The following is a 13,889-nucleotide window of genomic DNA, read 5'->3' as shown; positions in this document are numbered from 1 at the left end:
ACGATCCCGTCGCCTGATCAGGAGGTCCCACCATGGCCGGACACCACACCAACGGAATCATCGATCCCCCCATCGACAACCTGCTCGACCGGGTCGACTCGAAGTACGAGCTCGTGATCTACGCCGCGAAGCGCGCCCGTCAGATCAACGACTACTACTCCGACCTCCACGAGGGCAACCTGTTCGACAACGTCGGGCCGCTCGTCGACTCGTCCGTCGAGGACAAGCCGCTGACCATCGCTCTGCACGAGATCAACGAGGACAAGCTCCGCCTCCGTCACGCCGAGTGACGTCCGATGACCGCACCGCCGACTGATGTCGGCGGTGCGGTCCATCATGGGAGCCACCCCCTTCCTGCTGTCCGATTCCGTTCTGGAGCCCTGATGAGCGCGCTGCGTCTGTTCACGTCCGAGTCCGTCACCGAGGGGCACCCCGACAAGATCTGCGACCAGATCTCGGACAGCATCCTCGACGGACTCATCGCGAAAGACCCCGGCTCCCGGGTGGCCGTCGAGACGCTGGTGACCACCGGTCTCGTCCACGTCGCCGGCGAGATCCGCACGGAGGCGTACGTCGACATCCCGACGATCGTCCGCCAGGTGGTCAACGGCATCGGCTACACCTCGAGCGAGACCGGCTTCGACGGAGACTCCTGCGGTGTGAGCATCTCGGTGGGAGAGCAGTCGACCGACATCGCCCACGGCGTCGACAACGCCCAGGAGCACCGCGACGGCGGCTCCATCGATCCTCTCGACGGCCTCGGCGCTGGCGACCAGGGCATCATGTTCGGCTTCGCGACGAACGAGACCCCGCAGCTCATGCCCATGGCTGCGTGGACCGCGCATCGCATCGCGGAGCGGCTCAGCGAGGTCCGACGATCGGGTGCGCTGCCGTTCCTGCGCCCGGACGGCAAGACCCAGGTCACTCTCGGATATGAGGGCTTCACCCCCAAGACCGTGGATGCCGTCGTGCTGTCGACCCAGCACCACCCCGACATCTCGCAGGACGACCTCAAGGCTCAGGTGCGCGAGCACGTGATCGATCCGATCCTGGCCTCCACGGGGCTCGATCTCGGCGACCTCACGTACTACATCAACCCCGCCGGTCCGTTCGTGACGGGCGGCCCCAAGGGCGATGCCGGACTCACCGGACGCAAGATCATCATCGACACCTACGGCGGAGCGGCGCGACATGGTGGCGGTGCCTTCAGCGGCAAGGATCCGTCGAAGGTCGACCGCTCCGGCGCCTATGCCACGCGCTGGGTGGCCAAGAACGCGGTCGCCGCAGGACTCGCCGACCGTCTCGAGGTCCAGGTCGCCTACGCGATCGGGGTCGCTCGTCCGGTCGGTCTCTACGTCGAGACATTCGGCACGGGCAAGGTGTCCGACGAGGTGATCACGCGCGCCATCGACGAGGTCTTCGATCTGCGTCCCCAGGCGATCATCGAGCAGCTCGACCTCCTGCGCCCGATCTACGCGCAGACCGCCGCCTACGGGCACTTCGGACGGGAGCTGCCGGAGTTCACGTGGGAGCGCACCGACCGCGCGGAAGAGCTGCGGCGCGCTGCAGGACTCTGAGGGCCGCATGCCTGATGGCGTCCCTTCTCCTCTGACATCGCAGAGTCGGAGGATCGCGCGCGTGCTCTTGGACTCGCCGCTTCCACAGTTGGATCGTCTCTTCGACTACGCCGTGCCTGCGGAGCTCGGAGACGTCCCTCTGGGCGTGCGCGTGCGTGTGCCCCTGCGTACCGCCGGTCGTGTCATCGACGGCTACGTCGTCGAACTCGACACCGAACACGATGGCGACAGGCCACTGTCCGAGGTCGACAGCGTCGTATCCCCTGTGGCGGTGCTTCCGGAGCGTCTCTACCGCCTCGCGCGCCGCGCCGCCGATCGCGCTGCGGGCTCCGCCTCCGACGTCCTGCGGCTCGTCATCCCGAAGCGCCAGGTGCGGGTGGAGAAGGCCTGGAGCGACGACTCCCCGGAGCTCGCCCCATCAGACGAAGCACTCTCGGCCGCATCCGAGCTGATCGCGTCCTACGACTCGCTCGCCGATGTGCTCGATGCGGGCGGCCGGGCCGCGGTCGAGGCGATCCCCGTGCGCCATCATGACGATCCCGGGTGGGCGGCTCTTCTCGCGTCCGCAGCGGCGCGGACGCTGGCAGCGGGCCGCTCCAGTGTTCTCGTCGTGCCTGACCACCGCGACCTCGATCAGCTGCTCGCCGCTCTCGGCTCGTATGTCCCTGACCAGGCCGTCGTGCGCTTCGACTCGCGCCAGACGAACCCCGATCGGTACCGCGCGTTCCTCCGCTCGCTCGAGGACGCGCCGTGCATCGTGGTGGGCAATCGTTCTGCGGTGTACGCGCCGGTTCGTGCGGGCGTCGTCGCTGTGTGGGACGACGGCGATCCTCTCCTCGGCGAGCCGCTCGCGCCGTACATCAACGCACGGGACGCTGCTCTCCTCCGTCAGGAGCAGGAGCGATCCGCACTGCTGTTCGTCGGCCACACCCGCACCACCGACGTCGAACGCCTCGTCGCCCACGGATGGCTGCAGGATGTCCGGGCCGCGCGTCGGGTGCTGCCGCGCGTGATCCTCAGCACATCACAGGAGATGGATGCTCCGACTGCACAGCGGATGCCGTCGTCCGCGTTCCTCTCCGCGCGCAATGCAGCAGCCGAGGGACCGGTGCTGGTGCAGGTGTCACGACCGGGGTTCGCCCCGTCGCTGGTCTGCGCCGAATGCCGGGCGCCTGCACGGTGCGCCCACTGCGGCGGACCGCTCGGAGCCAAGCACCGTGGTGCCGTGCCGGTGTGCGCCTGGTGCGGCAGGGGAGCCCGAGCGTGGGCGTGCCCGGCGTGCTCGTCGACCAAGCTGCGCCTCGCCTCCTCGGGCAGCGAGCGGACGGCGGATGAGCTGGGCAAGGCGTTCCCCGGAATCCGGGTCATCGTGGCAGACAGCGCTCATCCGGTCGAGCGCGTCGCCGACAAGCCGGCCCTCGTCGTCGCGACACGGGGGGCCGAGCCGCTGGCGGAGGGCGGATACCGTGCCGTGGTCCTGCTCGACGGACCGAGGATGCTCCAGGCCCCCGACCTGCGGATCGGCGAGTCCTGTCTGCGGTGGTGGTCGAACGCGGCTGCACTCGCGGCTCCCGGTGCTCCCATCCATCTGGTCGGCGTCGACGGAGCGATCGCGCGAGCGCTTGCCACCTGGAGCCAGTCCGCCTATGCGAGGACCGAGCTCTCCGAACGTGCGCCGTTGCACATGCCGCCGGCTGCGAGGGTCGCGCTGGTCGAGGGGTCGACGGCATCCGTGGCGAGAGCGCTGGGGTCGCTGCAGGAGCTCGCTCTGCCCTCCGACGCGGTACTCGGCCCGGTGCCGATCGAGTCTGACGACTACCCGCCGCGTGTCAGGGCCCTGATCCGGTTCGACTACAGCGCGGGTGCCAGGGTCGCCACCACGTTGCGGGCCGCGGTCGTCGCCGAAGCGGTCAGCAACCGGCGGGGCAAGGGCAAGTCGACTCGGAGCGCCCTCACGGTTCGACTCGATATCCTCGATCCGGAACTCTGAACGCGAAGAACCACCTCGCGCTCCGATTTCACCCGATCCACCCCCGCATCCCTCCGGAGCACCTTCATGCGTCTCGTCTTCGCCGGCACACCGTCGGCAGCCGTCCCCACACTCCGCCGCCTCGCGGCCGAGCACGACATCGCTGCGGTCGTCACCCGCCCGGACGCGCCGCTGGGCCGCAAGCGGCTGCTCACGCCGTCGCCTGTCGCTCACGCCGCCGACGAGCTCGGACTGCCGGTCATCAAGGCGGCTCGCCTCGACGACGACGCGACGGCCGCCATCACCGCGCTCGGTGTCGAGCTCGGTGTGATCGTGGCGTACGGCGGACTCGTTCGCGAGCCGCTGCTCTCCGCACCGACGAAGGGCTGGATCAATCTGCATTTCTCGCTCCTCCCGCAGTGGCGCGGTGCCGCACCCGTGCAGCGCGCACTGATCAATGGCGATGCGCAGATGGGTGCCAGTGTGTTCCAGCTCGTTCCCGCGCTCGATGCCGGTGATGTCTTCGCGACGCGGGTCGTCGCGGTCGCTCCCGAGGCGACGGCGGATGCCGCACTCGACGCACTCGCTCTCGATGGCGCCGAACTGACGGCGGAAGTGGTCGCGGCCATCGCCGACGGCACTGCGCGCGCAGTGCCCCAGGAGGGGGAGGCGTCGCTGGCCCCGAAGCTGACTCTCGACGATGGTCTGCTCGATTGGAGCCGCCCGCTCAGCGAGGTGTTCGCGCGGTTCCGTGGAGTCACCCCCGAACCGGGCGCCCACACGACCGTCGACGGGATCCGCCTCAAGGTGCTGGAGGCCACTCCCTCGGAAAGCGACGTCGCCCTCGCGCCGGGCGCGTTCACCGCGACCAAGTCCGCTCTCCTCATCGGAACGGCCTCGGCCCCGCTCGCGGTCACGCGTGTGCAGCCCTCGGGCAAGGGCGCGATGAGCGCGGTCGACTGGTGGCGCGGGCAGCGCGACACCGAGAACCTGCGAGCCGGCGCATGAGCGGGCGGCAGGACGACGGCGCACGTCGCGAGCCGCGTCGCGGCGAGTCCGGCCGCGGATCCCGTTCGGGACCGAGCACGCCGCGCGATCAGCGTCCACGTGACGGCCAGGCTCGGGGCGGGAAGCGCGACGGACAGTCCCGCGGCCCGCAGCGCACGGCGCCGCAGCGCACGGTGCAGCCTGCGCGGCGCGTGGCCTACGACGTGCTGCGGGCGGTGTCGGAATCGGATGCCTACGCGAACCTGATCCTTCCGGCCGCGATCGCGGACGCAGGACTCACTCCACAGGACGCCGCTCTCGCCACAGAACTCGCCTACGGCACACTGCGACGCCGCGGAACGTATGACGCGATCATCGCCGCGGCCGCCGACAGGCCTGTCGAGGAGATCGACGCCGGTGTGCTCGACGCGCTGAGACTCGCGACCCATCAGCTGCTCGCGACCCGCGTCGCGTCGCACGCGGCCGTCAACGAGTCGGTGAACATCGTCGCCGCCACCCAGGGCCGCGGTGCATCCAGCTTCGCGAACGCCGTGCTGAGGCGAATCTCCCGCGAGACGCCGGGGGAGTGGGAGCAGCGCATCGAGTCCTCCGCGCGGTCGGACGACGAGCGGCTGGCGCTGCGCTCCGCTCACCCCGTCTGGGTCATCCGTGCCCTGCGTCGCGCGTTGGCCGCTGAAGGTCGCGTCGAGGAGCTCGACGACCTCCTCGACGCCGACAACGCCTCGCCCGAGGTCACTCTCGTCGCTCTGCCCGGCCTCGCCGAGCCCGGGGAGCCACGTCGACGGTATGCGCCGACGGCCTACGGATCTCCGGGCGGCGACCCGCACCACGTGATCGCCTCCTCGGGCGGCACGGTGCGTGTGCAGGATGAAGGGTCGCAGCTCGTCGCACTGGCTCTCGCCGAAGCTGCGCCGATCCGTTCCGGCGAACGCTGGCTCGACCTGTGCGCAGGCCCCGGCGGCAAGACGGCGCTGCTCGCCGCGATCGCGCGACAGCACGATGTGTCGCTGGAGGCGAACGAGGTGGTGCCCACCCGTGCGCGACTCGTCCGCAACGCCCTGCGCGCCGTGCCTGCCGATGTCGTGGTCCATGAAGAGGACGGCCGCACGTTCGGCACCTCCCACGCGGGCCAGTTCGATCGCATCCTCGTCGATGCGCCGTGCACGGGACTCGGGGCTCTGCGGCGGCGGCCCGAGGCGAGATGGCGCAAGACCCCCGGTGATGTCGCCGAGCTGGTGCCGCTGCAGGTCGAACTGCTCTCGGCGGCCCTCGACGCGCTGGCGCCCGGCGGCATCGTCGCGTACGCGACCTGCTCGCCGCATCTCGCCGAGACAACGGGCGTCGTCCAGGAGGTGCTCCGTGGCCGCACCGACATCACCGAGCTCGATGCGCGTGCGGTCCTCGAGGGTGTCGTGACCTCACCGATCGATCTCGGCAGCGACGGCACCGGGCGGGTCCAGCTGTGGCCACACCGGCACGGGACCGATGCGATGTTCCTCGCGCTCCTCCGACGAGCCGACACCGATCAGCGCGACGCCAGCGCCGAGCAAGGAGACTAGAGAGTGGACCTGCCCCGCGCACCGCGCATCAACCCCAGCATCCTGGCCGCCGACTTCGTGAACATGCAGCGTGATCTCGCCAAGATCGCCACTGCCGACTTCGCGCATGTCGACGTCATGGACAACCACTTCGTCCCGAACCTCACGTTCGGGCCGCAGATGGTCGAGCGGATCCAGGCGACCAGCCCGATCCCGCTCGACGTGCATCTGATGATCACCGACCCCGAGCGGTGGGCTCCCGCGTATGCGGAGCTCGGTGCCGCGAGCGTCACTTTCCACCTCGAGGCCGCCGCCGATCCGATCTCGCTGGCCCGCACTCTGCGCAGCATCGGGGCGAGGGCCGGAGTGGCGATCAAGCCGGACACACCCGCGGACGGTCTCTACAGCGTGCTCGAGGAGTTCGACCAGATCCTCGTGATGACCGTCGAACCAGGGTTCGGCGGGCAGGGATTCATGCCCGAGACGATGCCGAAGCTGCGCGCTCTCGCCGACGAGGCGAAGCGGCGAGGGTCGAACGTCTGGCTGCAGGTCGACGGCGGGATCTCCGATGCGACGATCGAGGCGGCGGCCGCCGCCGGCGCAGACACCTTCGTCGCAGGATCCGCGGTCTACGGCGCCGACGACGTCGAGGCGGCCGTCACCCGGCTCAGAGACCGCGCCAGAGCCGCTAGCCTGGAATCGTGAAGACTTTCGACGAGCTGTTCGCCGAGCTCAGCGTCAAGGCCGAGACCCGCCCCGAGGGATCAGGCACGGTTGCAGAGCTCGACGGCGGCGTGCACACGATCGGCAAGAAGATCGTCGAGGAGGCTGCCGAGGTCTGGATGGCGTCCGAGTACGAGTCCGACGAGGCCGCTGCAGAGGAGATCTCGCAGCTGCTGTACCACGTGCAGGTGATGATGCTCGCGAAGGGCCTGAGCCTGCAGGACGTCTACCGACATCTGTGAAGCGCTCCGCCCCACTCGCTTCGATCTGAAGGCATCCCATGCTGCGCATTGCTGTTCCCAATAAGGGCTCTCTCTCCGAGACGGCCGCCGACATGCTCGCGGAGGCCGGCTACGCCGGTCGCCGTGACCCCAAGACGCTCCACGTCGTCGACAGCGACAACGACGTCGAGTTCTTCTACCTCCGTCCGAAGGACATCGCGACGTACGTCGGCTCCGGCGCCATCGATGTCGGCATCACCGGTCGCGACCTGCTTCTCGACGCCCGCATGCCCGGCGCCCGCGAGATCGAGGCGCTCGGCTTCGCCGGCTCGACGTTCCGCTTCGCCGCGCCCTCGGGGCGCTACACCGAGGTGTCCGAGCTCGACGGTCTGCGCATCGCGACGTCGTATCCCGGTCTCGTCGACGCGTTCCTCGATGAGCGCGGAATCGCGGTCGACCTCGTGCCGCTCGACGGTGCGGTGGAGTCCGCCGTGCGCCTCGGTGTGGCCGACGCCGTGGCTGACGTCGTCGAGACGGGCACGACACTGCGTCAAGCGGGGCTCGACGTCTTCGGTCCCGTGATCCTGCAGTCCGAGGCCGTGCTGATCGCCGGTCCGCAGGATGCCGAGGGATCCGAGACGCTTCTCCGCCGTCTCCGCGGCGTCATGGTGGCCCGCCGGTTCGTGATGATCGATTACGACCTGCCGCTCGCTCTGCTCGACGACGCCGTGAAGATCGCCGGCGGCATCGAGTCTCCCACCGTCTCGCCCCTGCGCGACCCCGAGTGGGTCGCGGTGCGGGTCATGGTGGCCCGCGCGCGGGTCAACCCCGTGATGGATGCGCTCTACGCTCTCGGTGCCCGAGCGATCCTCGTCACGGCGATCCACAACGCGAGGCTCTGATGGCGCTCGCGAGTCGCGTCATCCCCTGCCTCGACGTCGCCGCCGGCCGCGTCGTCAAGGGAGTCAACTTCGAGAACCTGCGCGACATGGGCGACCCGGTCGAGCTTGCCCGCCACTACGCGGCGCAGGGCGCCGATGAGATCACCTTCCTCGACGTGACCGCGACGGTCGATGCACGCGCGACGACCTACGACGTCGTCCAGCGCACCGCCGAGCAGGTGTTCGTGCCGCTGACGGTCGGCGGGGGAGTCCGCAGCGTCGACGACGTGTCACGCCTGCTGTCCGTCGGAGCCGACAAGGTCGGTGTGAACTCCGCTGCGATCGCGCGCCCCGAGCTGATCGGCGAGATCGCCGACCGCTTCGGGGCGCAGGTGCTCGTGCTGTCGCTCGATGTCAAGCGGGCCGACACGACCGCATCCGGCTTCGTGGTCACCACCCACGGCGGACGCACGCAGACCACCCTCGACGCACTCGACTGGGCGCGAGAGGCCGCTGAACGCGGCGCGGGCGAGCTGCTCGTCAACTCGATCGACGCCGACGGCACGCGAGACGGCTTCGATCTCGAGCTGGTGAAGCTGATGCGCGAGGCAGCCTCGGTGCCCGTGATCGCGTCGGGCGGAGCAGGCAAGGCCGCAGACTTCGCTCCGGCGATCAAGGCCGGGGCGGATGCGGTTCTGGCAGCCAGCGTGTTCCACACCGGCGCGCTCACGGTCGGCGACGTGAAGGATGCACTGCGTGCGGAAGGAGTGCTCGTCCGATGAGCGACGTCGAAGAGCGCATCGCGCAGGTCGCCTTCAATGACGACGGTCTCGCACCGGTGATCGTGCAGCAGTGGGACACTGCAGAGGTCCTGATGCTCGCCTGGGTGGATGCCGAGGCGCTGCGACGTACCCTCACCACCGGACGTGCGGTCTACTGGTCTCGATCCCGCCGGGAGTACTGGCGCAAGGGCGACACCTCGGGCAACATCCAGGTGGTGCACGAGGCGCGGCTCGACTGCGACGGCGATGCGATCCTGCTCCGTGTCGACCAGACGGGACCGGCCTGTCACACGGGCACGCGCACCTGCTTCGACACGACCGACCTGCGTGCCGTCGAGGGGGGCTCCGCAGAATGACGCTCGCACGCAGAGGCCGGTCGATCGCCGTCTCGGGGTTCCTCCTCTCCGGTGCGATCGGCATCATCTCGTCGACGCAGACCTGGCTGACCGTCGCGCGCACCGATGCGGGAGAGGCGATCCTCGTGCCAGGGGCGTCCGCGCTGCCCTTGCTCGCGCCTCTCAGCCTCGCCGTGCTGGCGCTCGGCATCGCGCTCTCGATCGTCGGTCCCGTGCTCCGGCTGATCTTCGGCGTGCTCGCCACCGCTGCCGCGCTCTTCCTCGGGTGGACGACGCTCCAGTTGGTGCTGACCGAGCCGCTGAGCGCCGTCGGCCCCACCGTCACCGAGACGACCGGTCTCGCCGGGAGCTCGGCGATCACGGACGTGGTCGCCGGCATCGAGCTCTCCGCCTGGCCCGTCATGACGCTCATCGGCTGGGTCATCCTGCTCGCGGCATCCCTCGTCGTGCTCGTCACGTGGCGCCGCTGGAAGCGCGGCGGCCGCCGCTACCGCACCGATGCCGCACATGTGGACGCGACCGCCGGCCCCGTGGACGCGATCGATTCGTGGGACGACCTGTCTCGCGGAACCGACCCGACCCGATGACCCCGATAGACTTGACTCGAACCAGCACGTCGTCCCCCGGAGGAGACCATGACCAACCCGATCGCTGACCCCGGCCACGGACACTCGCCTGCCGCATGGACGGGCGTCATCATCATGCTCGCCGGCTTCACGATCGGCACGCTGGCGTTCTGCCTCGCCGAGTTCAGCCCCGTCTGGGTCGCCCTGATCTGGGTCGGCGCGGCCATCATCCCGATCGGCGCGCTCGTGGGCTGGCTGCTCGCGAGGGCCGGCTACGGCGTGAAGGGCCCCAAGTACTCGCCGAAGGCGCACTAATGGTGCTCGCCGACCTCACGGCCGGCGCAGTCGCAGACGCTGAGCGTCGCGCTCTCACCAGGCCACTGGCCGAGGTGGAACGCGATGCTCTCGCACGCCCCGCCGCCAAGGACGCCCTGGCGTTCCTCGCTCCCGCCGAGCGCGTGAAGATCATCGCCGAGGTGAAGCGCGCGAGCCCGTCGCGTGGCGCCCTGGCCGAGATCCCGGATCCCGCTTTCCAGGCGTCGCTGTACGAGACGGGCGGCGCGTCGGCGATCAGCGTCCTGACCGAGGAACGCCGGTTCGGCGGCAGCCTCGCCGATCTCGAAGCCGTCACCGCGCGCGTGTCCCTTCCCGTGCTGCGCAAGGACTTCATCGCGAATCGATATCAGGTCCTCGAAGCACGAGCCGCCGGTGCCGATCTCGTGCTGCTGATCGTCGCGGGGCTCGAGCCGCATGTGCTCCGTGAGCTCTTCGGCTTCATCACCGAGCTCGGCATGACGCCGCTCGTCGAGACGCACTCGGCCGACGAGCTCGAGGTCGCGATCGATCTCGGGGCATCGCTGATCGGCGTCAATGCGCGCGACCTGAAGACCCTCGAGCTCGACCGCGATCTCTTCGGCCGTCTCGTCGACCGGATCCCTGAGACCGCGGTCAAGATCGCGGAATCCGCGGTCCTCACACCTGAAGACGTCAGGCACTACCGCTCAGCGGGCGCTGACGTCGTCCTGATCGGGGAGGCGCTCGTCACGGGCGACCCGGTCGCCACACTCAAGAGCTTCCTGGAGGCGTGATGAGCCTGCGAGACCAGCACGGTCCACTGTTCGGCGACTACGGCGGACGCTACATGCCCGAGTCGCTGATCGCCGCGATCGACGAGCTCTCGGCGGCATACGCCGACGCGATCGTCGATCCGGTCTTCCGCGACGAGCTGGCGTCTCTGCTCAGCTCCTACGCCGGGCGCCCGTCGCCGCTCACCGAGGTCGCCCGGTTCGCCGAGCACGCCGGCGGAGCGCGAGTGTTCCTCAAGCGCGAGGACCTCAACCACACCGGCTCGCACAAGATCAACAACGTGCTGGGGCAGGCGCTGCTGACGAAGCGCCTCGGCAAGACCCGCGTGATCGCCGAGACGGGGGCAGGCCAGCACGGCGTCGCCACGGCTACCGCTGCCGCTCTCTTCGGCCTCGACTGCACCATCTACATGGGCGAGGTCGACACCGAGCGCCAGGCGCTCAACGTCGCGCGGATGCGACTGCTCGGCGCCGAGGTGATCGCGGTCACCTCCGGATCGCGCACGCTGAAGGACGCGATCAACGACGCGTACCGCGACTGGGTGGCGAGCGTCGAGACGACCAACTACATCTTCGGCACCGCGGCGGGGCCGCACCCGTTCCCCGCGATGGTTCGGGACTTCCAGAAGATCATCGGCGAAGAGGCTCGCCAGCAGCTGCTCGACGAGGTCGGCCGGCTGCCTGACGCGGTCATCGCGTGCGTCGGAGGCGGCTCGAACGCGATCGGAATGTTCGATGCGTTCCTCGACGACGCCGGCGTGAAGCTCTACGGAGTCGAGGCGGCCGGCGACGGCGTCGACACACCTCGCCACGCGGCCTCCATCGAGCGTGGGCGTCCCGGCATCCTGCACGGCGCGAAGACCTACGTCCTCCAGGACGAAGACGGCCAGACGGTCGAGTCGCACTCGATCTCCGCAGGTCTCGACTACCCGGGCGTGGGCCCGGAGCACTCCTGGCTCGCCGACATCGGTCGCGCCGAGTACATCCCGGCGACCGACGACGAGGCCATGCAGGCGCTGCGCCTGCTGAGCCGCACCGAAGGCATCATCCCCGCCATCGAGTCCGCCCACGCCCTCGCGGGCGCCCTGCGCCTCGGACGTGAGATGGGTCCGGACGCCGTGCTCGCGATCTGCCTGTCGGGTCGCGGCGACAAGGACATGGACACCGCAGCCCGCTACTTCGACCTCTACGACGCCGAGGCGCTCGCGCACGATGTCGCCGACGAGAGCGACGCCGAAGCAGCCGCGTCGAAGGGGGAGCCGGAGCTGTGAGCCGCGTCGAACAGGCGATCGCCGCCGCCCATGACGCGGGCCGCAGCGCTTTCGTCGGATACCTCCCCGTCGGCTACCCCGACCTCGAGACGAGCATCCGCGCCGCCATCGCCCTCGCCGAGAACGGCGTCGACATCATCGAGCTCGGACCGCCCTACAGCGACCCGGTGATGGACGGCGCCGTGATCCAGGAGGCGACCACCGCGGCTCTCGCGAACGGCTTCAAGATGAAGGACCTCTTCACGGCCGTGCGCGCGATCACCGACGCCACCGATGTGCCCGTCCTGGTCATGACGTACTGGAATCCGGTGTTCCAGTACGGCGTCGATCGCTATGCGGACGACCTGCTGGCCGCGGGGGGAGCGGGCCTGATCACGCCCGACATCACCCCTGACGTGGCAGGGGAGTGGATCGCAGCGAGCGAGCGCACGGGCCTCGACCGCGTCTTCCTCGCCGCGCCCACCTCGACCGACGAGCGCCTCGACCTCGTCGTGAAGTCGTCCACCGGCTTCGTCTACACCGTCTCGACCATGGGCATCACCGGTGAGCGCACCGAGCTCGACCGCGCTGCGCGCACCCTGGTCGGACGCCTTCGCGAGCACGGCGACATCCGCGCCTGCGTCGGGATCGGCATCTCGACCGCCGAGCAGATCGCCGGAGTCTCCGAATACGCGGACGGCGCCATCGTCGGCACCGCACTCGTCCGCGCCCTCCGCGACGGCGGCATCCCCGCCCTCGCAGAGGTCACCCGAAACCTGGCGGTCGGCACGTCGTCGGCACGCCCCGTACACGAGAACTAGAATCGCACTCATGTCCCTCGCGCTCCACAGCACCTTCAGCGGCGTGCTCGCCAGCATCCCGAGCCCCACGGTCTCCTACATCGACCTCGGCCCGCTCCGGATCCACTTCTACGCGCTCTGCATCATCGCCGGCATCATCGCGGCGGTACTGCTCACCAACCACCGCCTCACCAAGCGCGGTGCAGAGCCGTGGGTCGTGATCGACATCTCGATCCTCGCCGTTCCGCTCGCCATCATCGGCGCGCGCATCTTCCACGTCCTGACCCACCCGAACTTCTACTTCGGCGAGGGCAGGAACACCTGGAACCCCTTCGAACCCGGATCCGTCTGGGCCATCTGGGAGGGCGGTATCGCCATCTTCGGCGCCCTCATCGGCGGCGCGGTGGGCGCGTACCTCGGATGCCGCTGGACCGGCATCCGCTTCTGGACCTTCGCCGACGCACTGGCACCCGGGCTCCTGCTCGCACAGGCCATGGGCCGTTTCGGCAACTGGTTCAACAACGAGCTCTACGGTCTGCCCACCGACCTGCCGTGGGGCCTCGAGATCCCCTCCGACAACTCCGCGTTCCCTCCCGGCCTTCCCGAGGGCACGCTCTTCCACCCCACGTTCCTGTACGAGGTGATCTGGAACGGTCTCGGCGTGATCGTGCTGCTCTGGCTGAGCCGCAAGGCGACCGCGTTCCAGTGGGGAAAGCTCTTCGCCATCTACCTCATCTGGTACAGCGCCGGACGTGTGGTCTGGGAGTCGATCCGCATCGATCCGAGCGAGATCATCCTGGGTCTCCGCAGCAACGTGTGGGCCGCCATCATCGGCATCATCGTGGGCATCGCGATCCTCATCGTCCAGTCTCGCCGTCACCCCGGTCTCGAGCCGTCGCCCTACCAGCCCGGCCGCGGCCGGAAGGACCTCGACGCTGATGTAGAATCGCAGAACAATCCCTCCGATTTCGTGGACGTGAGTGAGCCTCCGTCCGAAGAAGTCGCCGCAGGAGCCAGCGCCACAAGCACCGCTCCCACGGACTCGGAAGGCGCTCGATAGCCCACCGGTCCGTGCGGACCCCATCGCATCCACCCGGCCAATGACGCCCCCGGGTCATCCGAAGATCTGAGGA

16 protein-coding genes are annotated in these 13,889 nt (G+C 69.3%); all 16 read left to right on the top strand.

Annotation, left to right across the window (positions count from 1 at the left end):
* Nucleotides 1-32: 32 nt before the first annotated feature.
* Nucleotides 33-290: a DNA-directed RNA polymerase subunit omega gene (gene rpoZ, locus AKG07_RS03975; protein ID WP_042536631.1), complete on the top strand. Its 258-nt coding sequence runs from the start codon at nucleotides 33-35 to the stop codon at nucleotides 288-290.
* A gap of 93 nt (nucleotides 291-383) precedes the next feature.
* Nucleotides 384-1,577: a methionine adenosyltransferase gene (metK, locus tag AKG07_RS03970; protein WP_053096114.1), complete on the top strand. Its 1,194-nt coding sequence runs from the start codon at nucleotides 384-386 to the stop codon at nucleotides 1,575-1,577.
* Between the two features lie 7 nt (nucleotides 1,578-1,584).
* Nucleotides 1,585-3,567, top strand: coding sequence for a primosomal protein N' family DNA-binding protein (locus AKG07_RS03965; RefSeq protein WP_053096112.1), 1,983 nt, complete (start codon nucleotides 1,585-1,587; stop codon nucleotides 3,565-3,567).
* A gap of 66 nt (nucleotides 3,568-3,633) precedes the next feature.
* On the top strand, nucleotides 3,634-4,554 hold the full coding sequence (gene fmt / locus AKG07_RS03960) for a methionyl-tRNA formyltransferase (RefSeq protein WP_053096110.1): 921 nt from the start codon (nucleotides 3,634-3,636) through the stop codon (nucleotides 4,552-4,554).
* Complete coding sequence (locus tag AKG07_RS03955) at nucleotides 4,551-6,113, top strand: RsmB/NOP family class I SAM-dependent RNA methyltransferase (RefSeq protein WP_233277320.1); 1,563 nt, start codon at nucleotides 4,551-4,553, stop codon at nucleotides 6,111-6,113. The genes fmt and AKG07_RS03955 overlap by 4 nt, the downstream gene beginning before the upstream one ends.
* A 3-nt stretch (nucleotides 6,114-6,116) precedes the next feature.
* Nucleotides 6,117-6,797, top strand: coding sequence for a ribulose-phosphate 3-epimerase (rpe, locus tag AKG07_RS03950; RefSeq protein WP_053096108.1), 681 nt, complete (start codon nucleotides 6,117-6,119; stop codon nucleotides 6,795-6,797).
* On the top strand, nucleotides 6,794-7,057 hold the full coding sequence (locus tag AKG07_RS03945) for a phosphoribosyl-ATP diphosphatase (protein ID WP_017202142.1): 264 nt from the start codon (nucleotides 6,794-6,796) through the stop codon (nucleotides 7,055-7,057). Before rpe ends, AKG07_RS03945 begins: the two co-directional genes overlap by 4 nt.
* Before the next feature lie 38 nt (nucleotides 7,058-7,095).
* A complete protein-coding gene (gene hisG / locus AKG07_RS03940; RefSeq protein WP_053096106.1) occupies nucleotides 7,096-7,938 on the top strand; it encodes an ATP phosphoribosyltransferase in 843 nt (280 codons plus the stop codon).
* Nucleotides 7,938-8,699 (top strand): imidazole glycerol phosphate synthase subunit HisF, encoded by a 762-nt coding sequence (gene hisF, locus AKG07_RS03935; protein ID WP_053096104.1) that lies wholly within the window; start codon nucleotides 7,938-7,940, stop codon nucleotides 8,697-8,699. Before hisG ends, hisF begins: the two co-directional genes overlap by 1 nt.
* A complete protein-coding gene (gene hisI, locus AKG07_RS03930) occupies nucleotides 8,696-9,055 on the top strand; it encodes a phosphoribosyl-AMP cyclohydrolase (RefSeq protein WP_053096102.1) in 360 nt (119 codons plus the stop codon). Before hisF ends, hisI begins: the two co-directional genes overlap by 4 nt.
* Complete coding sequence (locus tag AKG07_RS03925; protein ID WP_053096100.1) at nucleotides 9,052-9,642, top strand: Trp biosynthesis-associated membrane protein; 591 nt, start codon at nucleotides 9,052-9,054, stop codon at nucleotides 9,640-9,642. Before hisI ends, AKG07_RS03925 begins: the two co-directional genes overlap by 4 nt.
* Nucleotides 9,643-9,690: 48 nt before the next feature.
* Nucleotides 9,691-9,936, top strand: a complete 246-nt coding sequence (locus AKG07_RS03920) for an HGxxPAAW family protein (RefSeq protein ID WP_053096098.1) — start codon at nucleotides 9,691-9,693, stop codon at nucleotides 9,934-9,936.
* A 2-nt stretch (nucleotides 9,937-9,938) separates the two neighbouring features.
* On the top strand, nucleotides 9,939-10,709 hold the full coding sequence (gene trpC / locus AKG07_RS03915) for an indole-3-glycerol phosphate synthase TrpC (RefSeq protein WP_053099114.1): 771 nt from the start codon (nucleotides 9,939-9,941) through the stop codon (nucleotides 10,707-10,709).
* Entirely contained in the window at nucleotides 10,709-11,977 is a 1,269-nt protein-coding gene (gene trpB, locus AKG07_RS03910) for a tryptophan synthase subunit beta (protein ID WP_053096096.1), read from the top strand. Before trpC ends, trpB begins: the two co-directional genes overlap by 1 nt.
* Nucleotides 11,974-12,777 (top strand): tryptophan synthase subunit alpha, encoded by an 804-nt coding sequence (trpA, locus tag AKG07_RS03905; protein WP_053096094.1) that lies wholly within the window; start codon nucleotides 11,974-11,976, stop codon nucleotides 12,775-12,777. The genes trpB and trpA overlap by 4 nt, the downstream gene beginning before the upstream one ends.
* Nucleotides 12,778-12,787: 10 nt before the next feature.
* Complete coding sequence (lgt, locus tag AKG07_RS03900) at nucleotides 12,788-13,816, top strand: prolipoprotein diacylglyceryl transferase (RefSeq protein WP_053096092.1); 1,029 nt, start codon at nucleotides 12,788-12,790, stop codon at nucleotides 13,814-13,816.
* Nucleotides 13,817-13,889: the final 73 nt, after the last annotated feature.

Source organism: Microbacterium sp. CGR1 (assembly GCF_001266755.1).
In the GTDB taxonomy this organism is placed as follows: domain Bacteria; phylum Actinomycetota; class Actinomycetes; order Actinomycetales; family Microbacteriaceae; genus Microbacterium.
The sequence above is the reverse complement of the archived record's forward strand: the minus strand, read 5'-3'. Positions and strand labels throughout refer to the sequence as shown.